The sequence below is a fragment of the Pseudocalidococcus azoricus BACA0444 genome, from assembly GCF_031729055.1.
In the GTDB taxonomy this organism is placed as follows: Bacteria; Cyanobacteriota; Cyanobacteriia; order Thermosynechococcales; family Thermosynechococcaceae; genus Pseudocalidococcus; species Pseudocalidococcus azoricus.
The window spans coordinates 474131-496426 of the sequence record NZ_JAVMIP010000001.1; the positions used below are offsets into that span (position 1 = coordinate 474131).

At 50.2% G+C, this 22296-nt stretch carries 13 protein-coding genes; 7 read left to right on the forward strand and 6 right to left on the reverse strand.

Annotated features, from left to right (window positions below; genetic code table 11):
* The first annotated feature begins 2 nt into the window (after nucleotides 1-2).
* On the forward strand, nucleotides 3-614 hold the full coding sequence (locus tag RIF25_RS02330; RefSeq protein WP_322876939.1) for a mitotic spindle assembly checkpoint protein MAD1: 612 nt from the start codon (nucleotides 3-5) through the stop codon (nucleotides 612-614).
* A gap of 2 nt (nucleotides 615-616) precedes the next feature.
* Nucleotides 617-1336: a hypothetical protein gene (locus RIF25_RS02335; RefSeq protein ID WP_322876940.1), complete on the forward strand. Its 720-nt coding sequence runs from the start codon at nucleotides 617-619 to the stop codon at nucleotides 1334-1336.
* A 14-nt stretch (nucleotides 1337-1350) separates the two neighbouring features.
* Here RIF25_RS02335 and RIF25_RS02340 read toward each other — a convergent pair whose 3' ends face one another.
* Both RIF25_RS02340 and RIF25_RS02345 read right to left on the reverse strand, forming a co-directional pair.
* Nucleotides 1351-3399, reverse strand: coding sequence for a cation:proton antiporter domain-containing protein (locus RIF25_RS02340; protein WP_407682302.1), 2049 nt, complete (start codon nucleotides 3397-3399; stop codon nucleotides 1351-1353).
* A gap of 110 nt (nucleotides 3400-3509) precedes the next feature.
* On the reverse strand, nucleotides 3510-4367 hold the full coding sequence (locus RIF25_RS02345; protein WP_322876942.1) for an N-acetylmuramoyl-L-alanine amidase: 858 nt from the start codon (nucleotides 4365-4367) through the stop codon (nucleotides 3510-3512).
* A gap of 227 nt (nucleotides 4368-4594) precedes the next feature.
* Between RIF25_RS02345 and RIF25_RS02350 the strand changes: the two genes are divergently transcribed.
* Nucleotides 4595-6895, forward strand: a complete 2301-nt coding sequence (locus RIF25_RS02350; RefSeq protein ID WP_322876943.1) for a cation:proton antiporter — start codon at nucleotides 4595-4597, stop codon at nucleotides 6893-6895.
* A 16-nt stretch (nucleotides 6896-6911) separates the two neighbouring features.
* On the opposite strand, the gene egtC is transcribed toward RIF25_RS02350, so the two are convergent.
* Entirely contained in the window at nucleotides 6912-7691 is a 780-nt protein-coding gene (gene egtC, locus RIF25_RS02355; protein WP_322876944.1) for an ergothioneine biosynthesis protein EgtC, read from the reverse strand.
* Between the two features lie 349 nt (nucleotides 7692-8040).
* Here egtC and RIF25_RS02360 point away from each other — a divergent pair, with 349 nt between their 5' ends.
* The 3 genes from RIF25_RS02360 (at nucleotide 8041) to mutL (ending at nucleotide 11555) form a co-directional block, all read left to right on the forward strand.
* On the forward strand, nucleotides 8041-9375 hold the full coding sequence (locus tag RIF25_RS02360; protein WP_322876945.1) for a MotA/TolQ/ExbB proton channel family protein: 1335 nt from the start codon (nucleotides 8041-8043) through the stop codon (nucleotides 9373-9375).
* 66 nt (nucleotides 9376-9441) lie between these two features.
* The gene (locus RIF25_RS02365) at nucleotides 9442-9891 is read left to right on the forward strand and encodes a hypothetical protein (protein ID WP_322876946.1); all 450 of its coding nucleotides are present in this window, start codon (nucleotides 9442-9444) and stop codon (nucleotides 9889-9891) included.
* On the forward strand, nucleotides 9891-11555 hold the full coding sequence (gene mutL, locus RIF25_RS02370; protein ID WP_322876947.1) for a DNA mismatch repair endonuclease MutL: 1665 nt from the start codon (nucleotides 9891-9893) through the stop codon (nucleotides 11553-11555). Before RIF25_RS02365 ends, mutL begins: the two co-directional genes overlap by 1 nt.
* A 32-nt stretch (nucleotides 11556-11587) precedes the next feature.
* Here the strand turns inward: mutL and RIF25_RS02375 are convergent, their stop codons facing one another.
* Nucleotides 11588-12430 (reverse strand): PD-(D/E)XK nuclease family protein, encoded by an 843-nt coding sequence (locus RIF25_RS02375; RefSeq protein ID WP_322876948.1) that lies wholly within the window; start codon nucleotides 12428-12430, stop codon nucleotides 11588-11590.
* Nucleotides 12431-12707: 277 nt separating this feature from the next.
* On the opposite strand from RIF25_RS02375, the gene RIF25_RS02380 reads away from it, so the two are divergent.
* The gene (locus RIF25_RS02380; protein ID WP_322876949.1) at nucleotides 12708-15908 is read left to right on the forward strand and encodes an ATP-binding protein; all 3201 of its coding nucleotides are present in this window, start codon (nucleotides 12708-12710) and stop codon (nucleotides 15906-15908) included.
* A gap of 9 nt (nucleotides 15909-15917) precedes the next feature.
* Here RIF25_RS02380 and RIF25_RS02385 read toward each other — a convergent pair whose 3' ends face one another.
* Both RIF25_RS02385 and RIF25_RS02390 read right to left on the reverse strand, forming a co-directional pair.
* Complete coding sequence (locus RIF25_RS02385; RefSeq protein WP_322876950.1) at nucleotides 15918-16628, reverse strand: Coq4 family protein; 711 nt, start codon at nucleotides 16626-16628, stop codon at nucleotides 15918-15920.
* Nucleotides 16629-16693: 65 nt separating this feature from the next.
* Nucleotides 16694-22249 carry a DUF4114 domain-containing protein gene (locus tag RIF25_RS02390; protein WP_322876951.1) on the reverse strand — a complete coding sequence of 1852 codons (5556 nt, stop codon included), beginning with the start codon at nucleotides 22247-22249 and terminating at the stop codon, nucleotides 16694-16696.
* Between the last annotated feature and the right edge of the window lie 47 nt (nucleotides 22250-22296).

Below are 22296 nucleotides of genomic sequence, written 5' to 3' on the forward strand. Positions count from 1 at the left end.
CCGTGAGTGAACTTTCCCCCCTATCTTTAGCCCCCACCACTGCCGCTGATCCGACCCTGCTCCAGGCCTGGCAACAGGATATTGAAATCCGGGATCAACTGGTCAAACAACTTTCAGAGGAAATGTATCGGTTGATGGTGGCCAAACCAGAGCTATTTCTGCAATTCTACCAGGCCCGCCATGAAGCTCAACAAGTCCAATTCCTGACCGAGGAAACCCTCCAACAACTGAGGGAACTGCAACAGCAAGCCCTGGCCCTAGGGGATCAAATTACCTTTTACCAATCCCAAATTGAAGACCGCGATCAAGAAATTCAGCAGCGTGATCAGGAAATTCAGCGACTCCAAGGCTCTTTGCACGAATTTCACGAGCGCAATCAAATGCTGGAAAAAGTGATCCAGGAAATGCCGGAAGTTTATCGTCAGAAGTTCTCCCAACGGTTAGAGCAAGTCAAGACCAAAATGGAGAGTTTGCAATCTGAAAATCACCGCCTCCAGGCCCAGGTGCGGCAACTCCAAAGCCAAAATACCAATGGTCAACGTCATGGCCTAAATTTGGATTTACCCGGAATTCCAGTATTAAGACCGGGTCGTCTGATGCCAAGTTTGGGCTAGTCATGGTCAATTTGCCAAATACAAGAACGGTGTGTCCTCAGATTGAATTAATTGAATTAGTGGTCAATCCAGCGGCTGGGACTGATAACGCACCCTTGGAAATCACTCGCGCCCAACTAACATCCCTGGTGATACCGGCCCTGCACGCCCAAGGCCTGGATGTGATAGTTAGGGAGTCGGGAGAGCCAGCCCTAGAACAATTCCCCCCCTCAGTTAGACTGCCTTTGACCTGGGCCGGAGAGACTGAAGATGCTGATCTGGATCAAATTTTGGCACTTTGTCAGGACTGGCCTGGGTTACAGGGGATTCTCAAGCAAGCGGGGTTTTTAACTGGGCCTGGGGATCATTGGTTACCTGTTGCCTCAACGGAAAAGGGTTTGCTGTACGGTGAACTCATTGGTCAGGGGCAAGATGGCCATTATTTCCAACCCATTCATGTCCCAGATAAAATTCGCCAACCCCTTTATTACCTGACCCAATACCTGTTAAGGGAATTGAATGTCCCGTTCCGAGGCTGTTGTCTGGTGCAGGTGGGCTGGATTGAGGGGGAGCTTTGTTTTGATCGACTTTGGCCGTTCCCGATTCAACCGGCGTTGGCGAGCTTGGGAGTCCAGTCTCCAGATCTTTTTTATGTTCACTATCTTTGTTGCCAGGGTTTGCCCCTCAAGGATTTACGGATTCAGGGCCAGGCTCCCTATGGTGAGTTGGCCGACCTGAGTTGAAAGTTGTGGACAGCTTAGGAGTGGGGTTCACCAAAGAGGATGACTGAGCAGGGTAATTCTTTCACGACTTGGGTGGTAATGTCACTCACAGCCAACCCTCCGGTTGTTCGCCGCCGAATTGAGCGCATTAAGACTAAATCCCGACTGGCGGCCTGGCAAAGAATGGCACTGGCAATATCGGATTCAGCCACGGTTTGAATATCAATACAGACAGGGCGGCTATCCGGTGGCAAAATCCGGGCTAATTCTGCCTCAAACTGGGTCATCTGTTCACTGGGAATACCGGGTAAACAAACATGGAGGAGAGTGACATCGGCTTGACTGGCGGCAGCTAAGGCCTGGGCAAAGCCAACGATTCTCAGGGTTGGGGCCGTGAGGTCTCGGACTGGAACAAGGATGGATTGAATATTCTCCGGTTCATCCAAAAGACGAGTAATGGCCACAGGACAATGGGCTGACCAAAGAATGCTATCAATGACGGTGCCAAACAGCCGTGCTCGCAAACCCGTTTTTTCCGACCAACCAACAATAATTAAATTGCTATTTTCCTCCCGACTCAGGCGGGTAATCCCCAGGGGAACATCATCATCAATCCGTAGCTGTGGCTCTAGGGGAACGGCATAGGCTTGGCCAATTTCCACGGCCCGCCGTAAGAGTTTTTGGCCCCGTTGCAAGCTGGTTTCCAGGCCTGGATCATCCATGTGAACAGCCGCCCGGGTAACCACTAATGGGACAACTCGCCCCTGTTCATGGCGGGCCAACAACGCCGCTAGTTGAATTAAGGAGCGTTCTGTTTGGGGGTTCTGGACTGGGACAATCACAGTGAAAGGGGCAGAGTCATCTGTCTCCCCCTCTAAACCAGCTGTATCCCGCCACAGTTCATCAACCGTATCAGTTTCTGGTTGTGGCACAGGAATCCGACTGGCCACCCGTGAGGTGATCAATGGCCCCAGAATGGAGGTGACGACCATCAAAACAATCACACTATTCAAAATATCCTGGGTCAAAATTCCCTGTTGATATCCGACTAGGGTAGCCGCTAAGGTGGCCGCCACTTGGGGCAAAGACAAAGACCACATACTGAGCATTTCTACCCGGCTGTACCGATAAATCACACTTGCCAACCAGGCCGCGACGAATTTACTGCCAATCAAACCACCCACAATGGCCAGGGTTAGGCCCCAAGAACTGAGGGTTTTTAGAAAAGCGGGGAGGTCAATCAGTAAGCCCATATCAATGAAAAAGAAGGGAATAAACAGCACCCCACCAACAAACTCCACCTTCTCCTTAACCGGACTTTCCCCAATCACATCATTAACGGCCAGGCCGGCCAAAAATGCCCCGACAATTTGCTCAATGCCAATCACCTGCGCACCCACGGAGGCCACAAACAAGGCTAAGAGAACAAATAAAAACTGGTTCCCCTCATTGTCTCCTGAGCGTCTAAAAAACTCTTTCCCGACCCGATCAATGCCCCAAAGGACTGCCACCGAATAGACTGCCAAGGCCACCAGTAGCAGCATTAAGCTCCAAGCCGTAAAGTTTCCGGCCGCAATCCCGACGCAAATGGCTAAAACTAACAGAGCGGCTGTATCCGTAAAAATTGTCGCCCCAATCGTGACGGTAATGGCTTCGTTTTGCACAACCCCCAATCGACTGACAATGGGATAGGCCAACAGGGTATGGGAGGCAAACAAGGAGCCGATCAATAACGCCCCATTCCAGCCAAACCCAAACCAGCGTCCGACCAGCATCCCAGTTATTAAGGGGACAATAAAGGTCAAAAAGCCAAAGCCCATGGAGCGATTGCGGGTTTTCCGAAATTGGCTCAGATCAATCTCCAGGCCCGCCACAAACATTAAATAGATTTTGCCCACCCCTGAGAGCAGCACCATTGTTTCAGTTTTGTGATTAAGAAACTGGAGACCACTGGGGCCAAGGATCACACCTGCTAAGAGTAACCCCACCAGGCCTGGGAGCTTGATCCGCTCAAAAATCGGGGGAATCGAGAGACTGACAGCAATGAGAATTGTAAAAATAAAAACTGGATTATCGAGTAGCACAAGTCCCCCAGAACAAATTGCCCCAGGCCTGAGTATAGCCAAGGAATTGAGCGTCCTTAAATTCCCAAGTTTGCTGTGATCCCAATCCTGGCATTGGCCACCGATGGGATTCAGTTGGCCAAGGCGGTTAAGGTGCAGGTGGTGGTCAAAAGAACGTCATAGTTGTCTAATAAATCAAAAAACTTGGCCTGGTCAAAGCTGCGGGGATCACTGCGGGCCCCATCCCGATCCACATCCTTGTGACTGACAATCCGATCCGGTTGAACTCTTGTCCGGGCCACCAACCAGGCCAAGGAGCGATATTGGGCATCCGTATAGCCACTGTGATAATCCCTCTCATTCATGCCATCGGCCGGGGTTTCTAGGGAAATGTGGTAGGCAAAATTATTCACAGAGGAGGGGACTTTGGTACTACTTAAAACCGATTCCCCATTGAACTCAGAATTCCCTGCCCCATAGGCGCGCGCCTCCGGTGGAACGACATAGACCACTGTCCCATCTAAGCCAATCATTGTGTGGTAGCTCACTTGGTCAGCATCGCGGGGATTATAGGCCTGAAACAAACTGAGGGCACTGTCAATGGTTCCCACCGTTTCATGGAGGACAATCAGGAGGGCATTATTGACTGGCCGACCTTGAATGTCTTTGGTGAGCCTTGGCCCGTAATTAGTGGCATCCGCTTTTTTCCAGATTTCCTTGGGGTGATATTTGGGGAGTTGGCGGGCCAGGTCTTGGGGACGGGGGATCGGACTTGACTGAAGTGGGGGACAGGCCAGGCCGGGTTTAATCACTCCCGTATTCACCGCCGGGACATATTCATTCATCACCGCTGTGATCTCGGCCTGGAGTTGGGCTTGGTGTTGAGCGTGGACTTTCTCTGCCAGATCTCGCTGCCCCTGGAGGAGGACGACAATCGCCAGCATCGCCAAGAAGAAACTGAGACTCCAGAGCATTTGTTTTTTGATCATTGCCGTCTAACCGGATTGCAACTCACACCTTAAATAACCAGTAAACCTAAATTTGCCGGCCCGGCCTGTGTGGTAGCAGACAGTTTGTCCAATTGGCAGTAGCAGATTTTTACCCCAAAGGCCAGAACTTTCCCTATCCAGAACCACCCGCCGTAAGCTCCCAGAAAATCACTTAAAGTTAAGTAATGTGACACACCTTTAATCTATCTCCCCTCCAAGGCAATTCTGTGCAAGAAGATTTCCGACTCATTATTGATCTGGTGACGGTGTTAGGGATTGCGGCCATCGGCGGCCTCCTTGCAGCCCTACTGAAGCAACCGACCCTTTTGGGTTATTTAATTGGGGGCATGATTGTTGGCCCGGCTGGCCTGGGTTGGATTAAGGAAGTCGTCCAAGTCGAAACCCTGGCCCAATTTGGGGTCGCTTTTTTACTGTTTACCTTGGGGGTCAGCTTTTCCCTGAGTGAAATCAAGAAAGTCCAGGGTATTAGCTTAGGGGGGGGTATTCTCCAAATCCTCCTCACTATTTTGGTCACAACTGGCATTTCCCTCTGGGTCGGCTGGGTTAATTCTCCCCAGGAGGGTGTTTTTCTCGGGGCCATTTTATCCCTCTCCTCCACGGCTGTGGTTTTGCGGAGTTTGATGGACAGCAATAGCACCAATACCCCGCCCGGTCAGGTAATGTTGGGCATTCTGGTGGTGCAGGATCTGGCGGTGGGTCTGATGTTAGCCGTACTACCGGCCTTGGATAAACCCCCAGAGGAGTTGGGGATTGCCTTGGCCTGGGCCTTAGTTCAAATTGCCCTGATTGCTGGGGGAGCCGTAATTGCCGGGATCTGGCTCATTCCCCCCTTGTTACGGTTGTTGGCCCGGACCGAGAGCCGGGAATTATTCTTGCTTGGAGTGGTCGCGCTCTGTTTGGGGATCGCCCTATTGACAGATCGCCTCGGCCTTTCGATTGAAATTGGGGCCTTCATTGCGGGGCTGATGATCTCGGAGGTGGAGTATGCCGATCAGACCCTTTCCTATGTGGAGCCGTTACGGGATATTTTTGCCACCCTCTTTTTTGCCGCCATTGGGATGTTGATTGACCCGGTCTTTCTCTGGAATCACTGGGAGCTAATTCTGGGCCTGGTGGCCTTGGTGATTATTGGCAAGTTTTGTATTATCACCCCCATCGTCAAGCTGTTTGGCTATTCCTGGAAAACGGCCTTGATTACGGGCATCGGCCTGACCCAAATTGGGGAATTTTCCTTTGTCCTGGCTAGTGAAGGACAATCCCTCGGCCTGGTGTCGCGGCAAGTGTATCTGCTGATCCTGGGGACAACAGCGGTGACATTAATCGTGACTCCCTTTCTCTTAAAAGCCGTACCCTTATTGATGGGGTTACCTTGGTTCCAGGCCTGGTTTCAGAATGATGATCGGGTGATTGAAATGGGTGAAACCGAATTACCGCAACAAAATCACCTCATTGTCTGTGGCTATGGACGCGTTGGGCAGAGTATTGTCCAACTGTTACGGGAACAAAATTATCCTGTCTTGGTGATTGATCAAAGTGAAGAGGCGATTCAGAAACTCCGCCAGACGGATATTCCCTATCTCTATGGCAATGCCTCTAGCCCGACCGTATTAGAAAAAGCGGGTGTCTCCCAGGCCTTGGGGATGGCCATCGCTCTTTCCGACAGCATGAGTACCCGGTTATGTCTCAAACGGGGATTGGAATTTGCCCCAGAGTTAGATGTGATTGTCCGGGCCAATCAAGACAAAGACATTGAACTGCTCTACCAACTGGGGGCGCGGGAAGTGGTGCAGCCGGAGTTTGAAGCCAGCCTGGAACTTGCGGCCCATTTGTTGTTTAGCTTGGGCCTATCTGAGCCAAAAATTCAGCGGCAAGTCCAAAATATTCGCAACCGACACTACCAAGATTTACGGGGAGAACGCTCGGCCATGTTGGTTTCCCGTGAACTTCGCCAGGCCGCGCGCGACTTAAATAGCCAATGGCAGACCTTAGCCGATAACTCCCCAGTCCTGGGCATGAGTCTCAAGGATATTGAACTGCGGCAATTGACGGGGGCAACTTTGTTAGCGGTGATGCGAGCCGATGGAACCGAAATTGACTACCCCGGCGGGGAAACAGAACTCCAGGCCGGTGATCGCTTGTTGATTACAGGGCAACCCACTGAGATTAAAGCGGCCCAGGCCCTCTTTAGTGAACCGACCCCATTCGTCACGCCAATTCTCAACGGTGGCCATGGGAATGGGGATGTCATTGCCAATTTGTGGCTGATGTTACCGCCGGATAGTGCTGGGATTAATTGTCCCTTAGGAGAGGTGGGGTTGCCCCAGGGAGTCATTGTCCAAGCCCTGCGCCGTGATGGGATCTTTTCGATGCTACCCAATGCCGACATCATTCTTGAGGGAGGGGATCGCCTCCTACTGCGGGGGCCAGTGAATGATTTGACCCTAGCTGGGGATATTCTCACAGCCCGATCTGTTTTGCTGGCATCCCCCCAATTGGAAGCCGTCTAAAGGATCACTCAGTCACCTAAATTGGGAAATACTGCGGCTCAATGCCTGGTCCAATCAGGAGTAGAGAATTTTCCTTCATCAGTTCCCATTTTTCCTGGGGGTTAAAGGGTTCCGAGGCAATTTGTACCCCCCCTGGATTTTGCCAATAGAGGGTTGGGATGGGTTCAGGATTACCGCAGCGGGCGGCGAGGAGATAGTTACCATCGGTGACAACCATATTTAAGGCCACTCGAACTCCATTGGCTTCAGCTAGTTCTAGTACTATGCGGAGGGTTTGGCGGAGGGCCATAATTGGGGAAAGTTGGGGATTCGAGACCATTTCACTGCAAAATAGGGCAAACAGATGTTCAGAATCTGTAGTTCCCTCAATCAGGGCATAGGATAAGTCGTTGAGGCGATTGCGAATGGGGCGATAGAGGCTCTGCCGGAAGTTTTCAATAAAACCGTTATGAATACCTAACCAGCGGCCCCAGCGAAAGGGTTGGGAATTACTCAGTTGTACCGCTTGCCCAGGGGTGGCACTTCTGACACTGGCCAGAACACAGCCGGACTCCACAAAGCGGGCTAAATGCTCTGTGAAATTTAAATCACTCCAAATCGGGAGGACTTGCCGATATAAAAACGGTTCTACGGCCTGGCGGGGATGATACCAACCGACTCCAAAGCCATCGGCATTCAGTAAGCCTACGGTCATCTCACGGGGTAAGTAGCTTTGGACTAGGAGAGAATGCTCTGGGATTAATATTAAATGTTCAAGACTGCGAACCGGCCCCAAATAGGCTAAGAGACGACACATAGCAGGCAAAACTCCAGGGGGACTAACTTTAATTATGGGGGCTACCCTTGCACAAGGCTGGATCCTGGCTCAACCTAGTAAGGCTCACCGTTGTTAGGGGTTGGGTTGACCGGGGGCTAATTTAAGTCATTCAAAGATAATGCTGATCACTATACTAAAGGTTTCATCGTGGTAGTCGGCCCGATTAAGGCAATGGATAGATGGACTCTCTGTTTGGGATGTCATCCTGCTGACTAGAGCCTGGAATCCCCTGACTGTTAGGTTAGAGAAAGTTAATTTGGTTGATCCATGTGCTGATCGACCGGAATCAAGATTTGGTTTAATTGCACTCCTGCGAGATTTTAATCCTATGCCCCTGATTGTGCCCCCTTCACTGCCCGCCCGTAAGTCCATTGATGCCAATATCTGGTTAGCCCTTGTTGGGGGCCTGGTGGGGACGGTGATTATTTATGCGATCCTGATCCCGTTTCAGACGAGTTATATTGGGCAGTTGCTGTTTAATCGGGGTTGGACTCAGCCCGTGGTGATTTTGTTTGCCCTCTTAGTGGCGATTTTTACTCTCCTCAAGTGGATGCGAGTCCTAGTCGAGGAGCGGGCCCTGAGGCAGGCCTGGATTCCCGGAAATTTTCCGATCCAATCCCCGACCGATGAGCAACTTTGGGATTTTCAACAAACTCTGAGTAAACGCCGGGCGGTTTTGCCGATTCGTTGTGCCCGGATTTTGGGAGCTTATATGCAGGGGCAAACCCGAGAAGCCGCTGCCGAGATGGCCTTGGATGATGGGGCCGCAGCCAGTGCCGCTTCGGAGAGTTCCTATACCTTGCCGCGAGTTTTGGTCTGGGCAATTCCACTGCTGGGGTTTATCGGTACTGTCGTTGGGATTAGCCAGGCCGTGGATGGATTTTCTCGCTTTCTCCAGGCCGCCCAAGAGGTGGATCAAATTAAAGAAGGGATTGGCAGTGTCACAACTGGGTTGGCTGTAGCCTTTGATACAACCCTGCTGGCCCTGGTGCTGAGTGTCTTGGTGATGATTCCCCTGGTGATGGTGGAGCGACTGGAATCCCAGTTATTGCTGAATATGGACAGTTACATCAATGACTTTGTGTTGGGGCGCATTAGCGGGACTGGGGCGGAAACAGCCGGGCCCAGTTTGGGGGTAGAGGAGTTACGGCAAACGGTACAGGAGGTCTTACGGGCAGAGTTACCGGGCCTGGAGGAAAAAATTGTCCCCCTGCCCGAAAAACTCGAAACGGTCTTAAATCAGTTTGGGCGACTTTCCCAGGCCTTGGCCAATGACCGCAAGCAATTTTTAGCCACCTTAACGGAAACTCAGGAAACCCAGGCCCAGGCCCTCGAGCAACTGTTAGCTCAATTTCATCATCAAGGGGCATTACTCCTGGAGACAATGCAGCAGGGACAGGTGGAAGCTTCTAGTAAAATCACCAGTCAAGCCGCTGAAGTGGCCCAAGTTCTTGCTCAAACCAATCAAATTTTGCAGCAGCGATTGGAGGTGATTACTTCCCTGGATGGAGCCTTAAAAACCCTAGCGGATACGGGGAGTTTACAAGGGGTATTGAAGGATCTAGAGGTAACTTTAATTCAACTCCAACCCACCCTCCAGCAACTTTCCCAACCGCGGCGTGTCACCCTGGTTGAACAGGCCTGGGATCACAACAAATCCTAAGCCTTAGCATTGCCTAATCCTGCCCGATCTATCTACCTGAAACCTCACCGAAGGTCTTGATGAATTATGCCCCGCCGCCATCACGCTCCTGAACTGGATCTCTTTCCATTCCTGTCTGTCTTGGCCTGTACCATTGGCACGCTGATTCTGATGGTGGTGGTGATCAGTACCAGCAGTCTGCAAAAAGACCGGAGTAATGTCCAAATTTTGGCCCGGGAAACCGCCCAAGGTGAAAAAACGCCCCGTTATGTTGAATGTCTGGCCAAAGGAGTCTTGATTCATCCCCAAAGAACCCTGGTTCCCACGGCCCAACTGGATAGCCCCACCGCTGCCTTTACTAAACTCGTCAATCAGATCAAAAGTCGTCCATCGGAATATATTATCGTTGCGGTGCGCCCCGATGGCTTTGACTGCTTTGAAAAAGCGCGGGCCGTGGTGGAGCAAGCCGGGGTGGCCATTGGTTTTGAACCCTTTAATGCGGATTGGAAACTTTGTTTGAAGCAACCCTGCCAATGATGTCTGCCCCCCCCGCAACCCCTCCCAGGATTCATGTCCTTTCCCCCCAAGTGACAGCCATCATGGCGGCTGGGGAAGTCATGGATGATTGGGGAGCCGTGGTGCGGGAATTAATTGAAAATGCCCTAGATGCCCAGGCCCAACGGATTCAACTCCATTTAGATGTATCCGGCCAGTCCCTGGAAATTACCGATAACGGTTGGGGAATGAGTTGGGCTGATCTCCAAGTCTGTTGTTTGCCCCATAGCACCAGTAAAGCTCCCGCCGATCAGGGCTTGCCCGCTGTTCAGACTCTCGGATTCCGGGGTGAGGCTCTCCATAGCTTGGTACAGGTGGGCACAGTCACCATTGCTAGTCGAGTCAATCCCCAAGAGCCAGGCTGGTGCGTTGTTTATAACAGTCAGGGACAGGTAGAACAGATTGAGACTATTGCTATGGCCCCTGGGACAAAAATCACGGTCAAAAACCTCTTCCAGGCCTGGCCCCATCGTCAGCATCCCCCCAACTTACGAGACCTGCAACGGATCATTTATCAAGCCGCCCTTTGCCATCCCCAGGTGACTTGGCAAGTCCATAATGGCCCGCGGGCCTGGTTCCAGTTGAGTCCTGGTCAAACTGCTCAGGATATTCTTCTCCAAATTTTCCCCCACCTCCATCCCGGCGATCTCCAGGCCTGGCAGTCCCCCCAATTAGAGTTAGCCATTGGCAGACCGGATCGGTATCATCGGCGGCGGCCGGATTGGGTCTTGTTAGCGGTGAATGGACGCTGTGTGCAATTAAAAGGGAACTTGGGCCAAGAACTCCAACAAACCCTGCTCCAGGCCTGGGAACGGACTTTGCCGCGCCATCGTTTCCCCCTCTGTTTTGCCCATTTTCAGATCCCTAGTGAACAGGTAGATTGGCATTGTCATCCAGGGAAGCAGGAACTCTATGTGGCTCATCCCCAGGCCTGGCAAGATATTTTGAAAACGGCCCTGCGCGACCTCAACCAAATCACAACTAGCCCTGAGCCAACAACAATCACTCCTAGCTTGGGCATTAAAACTAGCCGGGCCGCAGAATTAGCCGGAGCCTATGGTCGTGGTGTCGCTCTCTTAAACTCAGCCAATCCGCTCCCCAGTCAGCCGGAATTGAAAGTCCTCACCCAAGTGCATCAAACCTATATTTTGGTCGAGCATCCCACGGGCCTGTGGTTGGTCGAGCAGCACATTGCCCATGAACGGGTCTTATATGAGCAACTTCAGGCCGATTGGGCATTGGTGGAATTAGAGTCTCCGATTCAACTCGAGCGTTTGACCCCGCCCCAAATTGAGCAGTTAACCCAGCTATGGATGCCCCCAGAACCCTTTGGCCCCTCCCTCTGGTTGATTCGCCAAGTCCCCAAAACCCTTCAGGATCGCCCAGACTTGGCCGCCGCTGTTTGGGAATTGAGTTTAACTCACCAGTTTCAGGCGGCCCTCGTGGCTACGGCTTGTCGGAGTGCGATTCGCAATGGAACCCCTCTGGGCCTGGGAGAAATGCAAACCTTAATTGACCAATGGCAACGGACGGAACACCCCCAAACGTGCCCCCACGGCCGCCCGATTTGTTTGCGGCTAGAAGAATCATCTTTGGCTCGGTTTTTTCGCCGCCATTGGGTTATTGGCAAGAGTCACGGGATTTAGATTTAGCCCACCTCTGTGCCTACAGTTGACCTTTACAACCCTTCCACACCCTCAGCATAGCTGTAAACCTCAATCCCCAAATCTTCCGCAACTGGGATGGCCCGCTGATCCACCATTGGAGAGATGATCATCTTGCGGGTGACGGGGCGTTGATGACGTTTTTGATAGAAGGCAACTTTGCGATTAAAGCTATAGATATCCGGTTTACTAATGGAAGATTTGATTTCACAGGCCATCACCTCACCATTTTTGATAATGATGTCAATTTCCACTTGATCCGGCCGGCCAAAAACTTCACCGGCTTCATCAAAGTCATTGATATTCAGAACTTGGACACCAAAGGACTCTTCTAAAATTCCTTTGAGGGCATTACGGAAACTGGCTTCTGAATAGAGACCCCAACGGGAACCCAGCGCGCCAATAGTACTGTCAAACCGCTTATCAATTCGGCGGATTTCAGCTAGAGTTTCATGCCATTTGCGATCTTGTTCCTCCCATCTCCGGCTCTGTTCAGCCCATTTCCGGTCTTGCTCCAGTGAGATTTGACGCTGTTCAGCCCATTTCCGATCTTGTTCCAGTGAGATTTGACGTTGTTCAGCCCATTTCTGATCTTGTTCCAGTGAGATTTGACGCTGTTCGGCCCATTTCCGATCTTGTTCCAGTGAGATTTGATGCTGTTCGGCCCATTTCCGGGCTTGTTCCTCCCGATCTCGCTGTAATTCATTGAGAATTCGATCAAACCTATTGTCAGTTTCCTGTTTTCCAGCGTAATAATCTGAAACAGTTCGCAAAATAAAGTCTCTGATCTGCGGGTCTTGGGCAATCAGATGCGGTAACTCAGTACGAATCAGGGTTTTGATGTCTGGCTCAGTCATGGTTCATATTCTAGCTGGGCAACTCTGAGATCAGCAGATTCCCACCAGGCATTGTCAATGGTTAGAGAAATCCGCTTTCGAACACACAGGCCTGGGTCAAGTAGGTTAATTTCCCATGATTGCCTGAGGCCAGGAATCCCGAACAGCTAAGATTGATATTGTTATAGTTTAATGGAAATATCTCAATTCCTAGGAGACTATCCCTAGGCCTGGGCAATAGTTTTTAGGTTGGCAATGCATTGCGGATCGATATCAATAATTTTTGGTGTGCTGGATTGTGAAACTTTCCTTTCGACAGAAGCTGCTCATTTACATTGCCGCCCCGATTGCTCTCCTTTACATTGGCATTTGGATTTACACAGTCATCACCTTATCTCGGGATGATAAGCGACAAATTGAAGAGCAAATGCAAGAGTTAGTCACAACCTATGCCAATCAAGTAGATGGGAATCTTAAAGAACTAGAAGAAATTAACCAAACAATTGTCAATGCCCTAGAGTCGTTCCCAAATTTGTCCGAAGCGCAACTCTATAATTACCTAACCCGAAATGTCAAGCTCAATCCGTTAATATATGGTTCAGCTATTGCCTATCAACCCTATGAATTTAGTCCTAATCAACAGCTTTTTGCTCCCTATGTTTTTGATAATGGGCAAATTCAAAAAATCAACATTGCTCGGATTTATGATTATACCCGTCCAGAGTATCAATGGTTTCATAGGGCAATCAGCACAGGTAAACCGGCCTGGTCAGAACCCTATCTAGGACAGGCGGGTAAAGTGTTGATGGTTAGCTACTCTGCCCCTTTCCAGATGAATGGTAAGGTGCGCGGGGTTTCTACTCTTGATGTTCCCTTAGAAACTTTAAGCGACCGCATCCAAATTGAGGCTTTGAAGAAACGAGACTTTTTTATCTTGGATCGACGAGGAGTAGTCATTTTTCACAACAAGACAGAGTTTATTGATCAAAATGCTTTTGAGATTGCCCAACAACTGAATCGCCCAGATATTAAGGCCTTGGTTGAGGCTATGGTAGCTGGTGAATCTGGTCAAGTCCGAATGCCACGGTGGTCAGATAATGAGCAACAGTGGGTTTTTTACTCTCCGATTCGGCGGACTGGCTGGAGCTTAGCAATTCGGATTAATGAACGTGATGCCTTAGCCTATGTCCATGAGCAAACGTTAAAGGGGATTCTCTATTTAATTGTCTCCTTGGGGTTAATTGTTTCCCTAACTTGGTTGGTAACGAATCGCTTGACCATGCCTCTGCGGAAGTTAGATGGCGCGGCGCGGGACATTGCCCAGGGAAATTTGGATGTAGTCGTTGATATTGATAGTCATGATGAAATCGGTAACTTGGCCCGGACATTTTCCGATATGGCGGGTCAACTCAAAGAATCCTTTGGGGAGTTACAAAAGTTTAATCAAAGTTTAGAAGCCCTTGTCGTTGAGCGCACCCAGGCCCTAAAAGTTGCCAATACTGAACTGATGCAAAAAGAAGCCCTACTCCAGAAACAGAGCGAAGTCATTCCGCGCTTGAATAATTCTCCGGCACTCCAACAGGGTAACTTGGGAATCCTGTTACGCTCTGTCACCCAGGCGGCGGGGGAAACCCTGAACCTGAAACGGGCTGCAATTTGGCAGTTTACGGATACAGGCTTGGTTTGCGTGGATCTGTATCGAGAGGGAGAACGGCGACATCGCTCAGATCTAGAGTGGAGTTGGGCTAAATATCCCCAGTTTTTGAGCTTGTTACAACAGGGCTTGACCTTTATTTCCAGCCATTTGGCTACGGATGCTCGCTTAGTAGAATTGATGAGTTACTTTGAGGCCTATGATATTCAGGCCATTCTCTATATGCCAGTTCGCTTTAGTAACAAAGTAGTGGGCTTTTTGGGAGTGGAGGCGGTTGGGGAAATCCGGGATTGGCTGATTGAAGAACGTAACTTTATTCGTAACTTAACGGATATGGTTTCCCTCGGGATTGCGGCGCGAGATCGGGTCCAGGCCGAGCTTGAATTGGTCAAAGCGAAAGAAGCTGCTGAAGCGGCCAACCAGGCCAAAAGTATTTTTCTGGCCAATATGAGTCATGAGTTACGCACGCCCCTGAATGCCATTTTGGGGTTTAGTCAATTACTTTTACGGGATGCGAGCCTAACCCATAAACAACAACAAACTCTGGGGACGATTAACCGCAGTGGTGAGCATCTCTTGGGCTTGATTAATGATGTGCTAGATATGGCCAAAATTGAAGCAGGTCGAACGGTTCTGCAATTGGAAGCCGTTGATTTAGGCCATTTACTGCAAACGGTTCAGGATATGTTGCAAGTGCGGGCATTGGCCAAGCAGATTTACCTGAAGTTTGAGATTGACCCAGATTTACCCCCGGCGGTGGAGGCAGACCCCGGTAAACTCCGGCAAGTCCTAGTGAATTTGTTAGGGAATGCGATTAAGTTTACCCAACGGGGAGGTGTGACCCTAACGGTGACCCAGTCCGAGCCGATGACCTCCCCAGACTTACGTCAAGGTGTTTCCGGAACTCCCGTCACCTTCACAATTGCAGATACGGGCATTGGGATGGGGCCTGAGGAGTTGCAGATTCTCTTTCAACCCTTTGTCCAAACCGACAGTAGTAAAAAAGTCAGTGAAGGAACCGGCCTGGGATTGGCCATTAGCCGTCAGTTTATCCAGTTAATGGGGGGAGATATTCAGGTACAGAGCCGCAAAGGACAAGGGAGTACCTTCACCTTTACCATTCCCCTGAAGCGGGTACAGCCTCAGCCTTCTCAAACATCGCCTCAGCATATTACCCATCTGGCTGCTGGCCAACGTCTCTACAGGATTTTAGCGGTGGATGATAAAGCTGAAAACCGGGAATTACTCTCCCAGTTGTTACGCCCCCTTGGTTTTGAGGTGATGACGGCCAATGATGGTCAAGAGGCAATTGACGTTTGGGATCGGGAAAAACCTGATTTAATTCTGATGGATATTAAGATGCCAGTCATGGATGGGGAAATGGCCACCCGGAATATTCGGGCCCGGCTGGGGGAGGAGCAAGGATCGGGAACTAAGATTATTGCCTTAACCGCTAGTGTTTTTGAGTCGGAGCGCCAGGCCCTTGCGGATGCGGGTTGTGATGACTTTATGGTGAAGCCCTTTAACAATGACTATCTTTTAGAACGGATTAAGGTGCACTTGGGCTGTGAGTATGTCTATGCTGATGCGGCCCCCCCCTGCCCCCCCCCCGTGACTGTGGTTGCTGATTTAACTCCAGAGGCGTTGCAGGTAATGCCCCAGGCCTGGATTAGGGATCTAGCTACGGCGGCCAAGAAACTGAATGCCAAACAAGTCAAAGAATTAATTGCCGCTATTCCCAATGAACAGGCCAGCTTAAAGGAGAGTTTAGAGGGCCTGGTGCAACGGTTACGGTTTGACGCACTACTCAAGCTCTGTGAATCGGCTTCAGTGGCCCGCAAATAAGCAGTACCGTTACCAGGCTAGATCTAGCTCGCGAAGGCGATTTTTGAGGCTAAAGGGTTCATCAACGACGGGTTGGGTAATGTTTAATTCCTGTCGCCATTGGGGTATGGGTTTTGACCAGCCCTCTTCCCAGCGTTGGGCAATCAGCGGTTTTGCCTCTAGGGCCATGGCCATGCCTCGGGCTACTTGGGCCGTGATTCCCCCAAGGCGTTCCGGTTGACGTTTGAGAGCTAACCCCATCCCGGCGACCTGCAAAACCACACACATCGGATAACCAATTTGTACCGCTTGAATCGCTAGCACCCCTAACTCTCCACCTGTTGGGCCAAAGCCAGTAACAACATGGATAATATCGTGGGTTTTCCGGAGTCGTGCAATCAGCCAATCTTCATCGGTGTTGATCTCCGTTTTGCGATAAAAATTCGGGTCATAGTCCAAAGCTAATAAAACGGTGGCGTAGGTATGTCCCAGGGTGCCAGGGGGGAGCGTAGCTAGAGCGGCCAGGTCAATGTCTGGGCCAATAAATCGTTCTGCCATCATGGCCTGGGCCTCAGGAATTGCCCGCACCCGGTCTAAACAAACCCGCAGTTGTTCAGAGCCACGAAAATTATCCTCAATATCAAAAACATCGTCCGTATTGGCCCCCATGGACTTGAGCAGGTCTGACACGGCCTGGAAGTTGCGTAGGGTACGGGATAATTCTTCAAAACGTTTGATCATGGCTGCTTTCCCTTAAATTTTAGTGTAGATGGGATGCTTCTAATTGGTATTGACGACTATCTCCATCAAGAATAGTGCTGCCAAGTTAAGCCAACCACCATATCGTTGTAGTCTAGATCACCGCCTCCGAAAAGGTCTTCAAAGCCCCAGAGAGTTTGTCCCAACCGCCGGACATGGGCAACCCCATCGGGATTAGCCGCATCAAAGGAGAAGAAGCTGTGAATTGGGCCGGTGGGGGCATTGCTTGGATTTGTTCCTAAAAATTGACCGACACTCCCATTGGCAATTAACGCCATGCCGTAGAGGGTGCTGCTGGCTAAGGCAACTGTTTGGCGTTCACTGCTAAATATGGTGTTGACTGTGGGTAATATCCGGCCCGTGAGGGGGTCTTGAATCCGCTGGAGCACAGCTTGGGTATAGGCGACATCCCCAGGTTTTGTATCAATGACTCCATCTCCGGTCGTATCCAATCCCCCTGTGAAGCTATCCACCTTGAATAGGGCCAGGGTATTGTTGTAGGCTCCACCCCGAGCAATTTCAACCTCGGCCGTGAGGGTATATCCGGGTTGCCCAGGGGTGACCAAAACTGAGGTGCCAACTTCCAACTGGGTCTTCGCCCAGCGGAGATCAACATAGCCCCGACTATCGGCTTCGGCATGAAAGACCCCGTTATCAATGGACAGTTGGGTTTGCCCATTTTCAGAGAAGAATAGCCCATAGTGTTGATTGCCCTCCAGTTGAGTAGCCATAAAAGCCCCATTGGCCTGGAACTCGGATTGGGTCAGACGTTGCGGGTCTCCCAATGCGGCGGCGGCGGTACTGGCGGTGAGGGCATTGAGATTACTGCTGGTGGCATTTTGAAAAATAGTCTGTTGCCGGGCCTGGACGGCGGCCGCATATCCCGGATCGCTGGGGAGTAAATGACCAATCCGCCCTTGAGCATCATCCACCTGAAACACGCCAAACCGATAAGCCCCTTGGGCCGTGACATTATGGAACTGGAGTACCCCATCGCTGGCGGTCGGAATATAGAAAATACCGGGATTAACTTGTATGGGGCCAGGGGTGACTTGGGCGGGAGCATTGAAGCCTGCAACGACTCCATTAACAACCCCATCACTATCGCCCCGCCCCCCATCAATGAGGTGAATTTTGAGGGTATCAACCAAGTTATCCCCAGTTGTATCAAGAAACTCTACGCCCGTATGGCCATTGTAGAGAAACTCCTCATATTTTTTGGCCCTAGGGTTGAAGCGGAAATAACTATTGAGGCTGCTTAATCCATTGACGGCGGTGGTGACCGTTGTTTTCCCATTGGGCGTGGAGACATTAAAGTTAAGTTCAGCAAAGGGGAGGCCACCCATCTGACTTAAGCCCTGCTCCAGGCCAACGGGATTCATGCCTAAATTCCGCAGTTGTGTACCGGGGGCATTTGTGAAGCTGAGGGAACGGTTACTTAGGAGTGTGGCGGCTGTGCTGGTTAAAGGCACTAACCCAAGGTGTATCTGCCGTTGCCGGGGGCCCAACTCTTGGTCATCCTTGAGGGCAATCACAACCTCCTTAACGGCCTCATGAGGTGCAAAAACAACATAGCCAGCTTGGGCATCGTAGTGAACCCCGGCCTGGGCAGAATCATTAAGAGTGCGATATTGGGCGGCGGCGGATTGGGCTAAATTGCCACTGCGGGTGATGGTAAAGACGAGAGCCTGCCCATTTTCTGCCACAACGGGACTGTTAACCGCAAATTTGGTGGCCTGGTTGCTTGAGCCAGTGGAGGTAAGTGTTGGAAATACCGGATTGGAATTATGATTGACCCCGGTTAGAGTCCCCTGGGGCGGAGGGCTGGGGCTGTTGGAATTAGATGCTGTAAAGGTAATATTCCCACTGGGAATGATGGTATTGATCCAGGCCTGGGCGACTCCAGCTTGATAGACCGTGTAGTTTTGACCGTTGGCATATTGTGTTCCATTGGCGGTGAAGTCGGGGCTGAGATTGATCTTGTCGCTGCTATCCCCATTTACCGTCAAAATCTTGGTCGGTGAAAGTTGCAGAACAGTCGCTTTATTGAGCGTTAAAAGGTTACTGCCATAGTTGCGAATGTCAATGACTTCAATATCTTTAAGGCGATTTCCGGGAGCAAGTGTGGTTAAGTTCCAGGCCTGGCCGTTGTAACCGTATAGTCCCAGAGTATCTGTGCCACTACCGCCATTCACCCGCCGGAAGTTAGTATCCCGCACTTGCAGCCAGTCATTACCTGTCCCACCAAGAAGTACATCCAGGCCCCCGTTGCCGAGTAATATGTCATCCCCGGCCTGGCCGATGAGGACATCCCCGGTTACCGTGCCTTGGAGGACATCATCCCCGATGCTACCGTACTGATTAACACTGGCTGTAAAGTCACCCCCAAACAAAACAAAACTCAGTTCATCACCGGGTGCGCCAACCACTAAATCATCAAAGCCATCTCCATTAACATCACCTCCTCCACTCAAGGATTGACTCGCGAGGGAATTTTCCAGGCCCACAATTTGGAACCCGGCCAGGCTGACCAAGGAATTGACGGTGATACTTGCTCCTGTACCGCCCCCCCCTTGGGTATAGTCAAAGCTAAGCGTATTGATACTTGTAAACCCGGCCCCGGGATTGGTGACTTGCACCCCAGTAATTTTGCCACCCGTGACTGTCGCTTGAATAATTGCATCGCTTGAACTGGTTGAACTGGAAACCAAAATATTGAAGGTTCCAGAACCATTACTTAAATAGCCAGACCCAGATGCGGTGAGAGCAATAGCACCAATTTTCCCATCCGTAATAGTTCCCCCAGAAACACTGACGGGTTGCAGTTCACTCAGGTTAATACTGCTGAGATCCCCAAGATTGCTGGCTCCAAAGACCGCATAGGTAATCCCCGCATTCTGTCCATAGGTACTGCTGCTGTAGTTGGGATTACCAATCAGGATGTCATCCAGGCCATCCCCATTCACATCTCCAGCCATAGAAAAGGCAATGTCTTTCGTTAAGTTCGCACCCGTCAAAAGAACTTGAGCGGAGGAGAAACCATTGGCCGCCCCAAACCATAAATAGGCGGCTCCAGATGTCCCCGTTTGATTTGGAACCCCTGGTGCATAAACAACTACATCCCCATACCCATCCCCATTCACATCGCCCACTGGTGAAAGGTTATTTCCTAAGGCAGTTGGAAAAACAGTTTGCTGTGATGAAGTCGAGATAATACTGGTATTGGATGTATTCTTTTGAGTAGCGGCGGGACTAACGAGATTTAACTTATTCTCAAATAGGTAAATATTGGGAATCCCCCACCCATAAACATTCTCAATTTGATTGGGAACTGCCCAATTTACGCCATCACTGGAAGAGGCCATAAAAATGTCATTGTTAGCGTTTTGTCCTCCTTGCCAGGCCATGTAGAGGGTCTGATCTTTAACGTTCACCAATGACAGGCCATAATCCGTAACAGCGTTAGGGTTGTTATTGGTCGATAAGTTACTAATCAGTTGCGGATTTGACCAAGCATTACTCGCAGCATCATAGGTAATGTAGTAAATTCCATTGGTCTCTCCACTATTATTAAGACCAGTGTAATAGGCATAGAGCGTGTTTTGAAAGACAGCTAAACTGGGAACGCTTTCTGTTTGGAAAATGGCGGCATTGGGAATGGCTTGGGGGGCAACCCATGTAAAGCCATCAAGGGAAGAAGAGAAGTATAGTGAATTGCCGTATTCACCCCCAGTCCCTTGCCAGATTGCGTAGAGCGTATTGTTATATTCAACTAAATTGATGCCGCCGCTTAACCCACTGGAGACATTCAGACTGTTATTCGTTAAGTTGGTATAGCCCAGGCCGCCCCATTGGCCATTACCTTGATATTGGGAGTAATAGATCGCCGTACTATTGGCGCCATTGCCGCTGTAATACCAATAGGCATAAAGCTGATTATTAAACTCCACCAGGCCTGGGACAGCATCTGTTTGAAAGTTGTCAGGAAATAAGTTACCAGAGTTCCAATTTTCTGGGTCGGTGGTCGTAGAAAAGGCTAGTTGGTTATTGTTATTGACCCAAATCGTAACAACTTCCCCATTAAAAACAACGGTACTCAGGCCTGTGTTGCCGAGGGTGCCGAAGGTCGGATTATTGAAGTTGGCATTAATGTTAATCGTAGTTTCATCAGACCAGTTAAGACTATCGGCATTGGGGGCATTAATGATCGGTGTCCCTGGATAGGTTGTCACAGGCAATGGGGTGTTGGTGCTGACTTGAGTGGCCAGGTTAGGATTGCCAAAGAGTGCATAAACTCCGCCGACCCCTTGATTTAACGCACCATTTCCCAGAATCAAGTCATCAATCCCATCTCCGTTAATATCTCCGGCGGCATTCACACTGGTATTGTTGGGCAAATTCAAGGCCTGGAAGTTTAAGGTTCCTTGAGCATTGCCAAAGCCAATGTAGAGTTGGTTGTAGTTAGTGACATCTGGGTTATTGGGCAGAAAACCAACAATAATATCAGCCAACCCATCCCCGTTTAAGTCACCCGCTGCCGTACCAAAATTCAAGGGCGTAGGTATTGTGGTGGATAGAGGGCTGACCGTGAGTTGGGTTTTGGTGCCTAAGTCATTACTACCCAAGACGAGATAAACATTGATGTTGTTATCGATAACACCAAAGTCCTGTAAATTGTCTCCGTTCACATCCCCCAGTCCGAAGACATCTTGAAACCCACCACTAGCTAGGGTCAGGGTTAAGTCACCCGTTCCGAGGGATTCATCCAGTAACGCTTCAGTCCCTTTGCCAAAGGTAATTAGACTGGCATTGTCTCCCCCCATCAATACATCGGCAAACCCATCCCCATTGATGTCTCCCAAGAGTAGGGAGGGATTAGCTGTCACATTACCCAGTACTGGCAACGCTGTATTAGTGACATAGATAGATGAGTTTGTACCTGTATAGCCCACATAAAGCTGGTCGTTCAGAGTTGTTACAGCCGGGGCTAGGTTGGACTCTTGGTTGGGGACAATAATGGGATTCCGCCAATCTTGTCCATTACTGGATGTATTAACGTAAAAATCGCCTTGACCATCCGTATAGGTGAGATAAAGTTGGGTGCTGTCTGCGGTGAGGCCAACTCCTTGGGCTGCCCCCTGGCCAATATTGACTATCCCGTTGTAATCCCAGATTAAGTTAGCGAGGTTGCCGGGACTGGTTCCGTTGAGCGTTACGGTTCCTAACCCATAGACTCCCGTTGATGGAGACCCTAGAGTTCCTTCTTGATAGACCAGATAAAGTGTGTCATCTAAGACAGCAGCTCCAACGGCGGAAGAACTGGTTTGATTTGCACTGCCATTGTTGTAGGTGACGTTATAAGTGTTAGACCAAGCGTTCGGATCCTCAGGATTAGAGGAATAAACATATTGAATATCCCCATTATTTTCATTGATTGTCAGCAGCATCAACTGACCTTGATAGACAACCAAAGTGGGGGCTGTACCTGAAGCCGTATTTCCCAGAGCATAGAAGTTATAGGACTCCCAGGTTTGCCCTTGATCTGTACTGTAAGCAATAAAAACTTGGTTATATCCTCCACCCGCATAAGCTAGGTACAGCATATTCCTCGCTAAGTTGGTACACTTTTTCTGAAGCTGTGTCAAAGCGA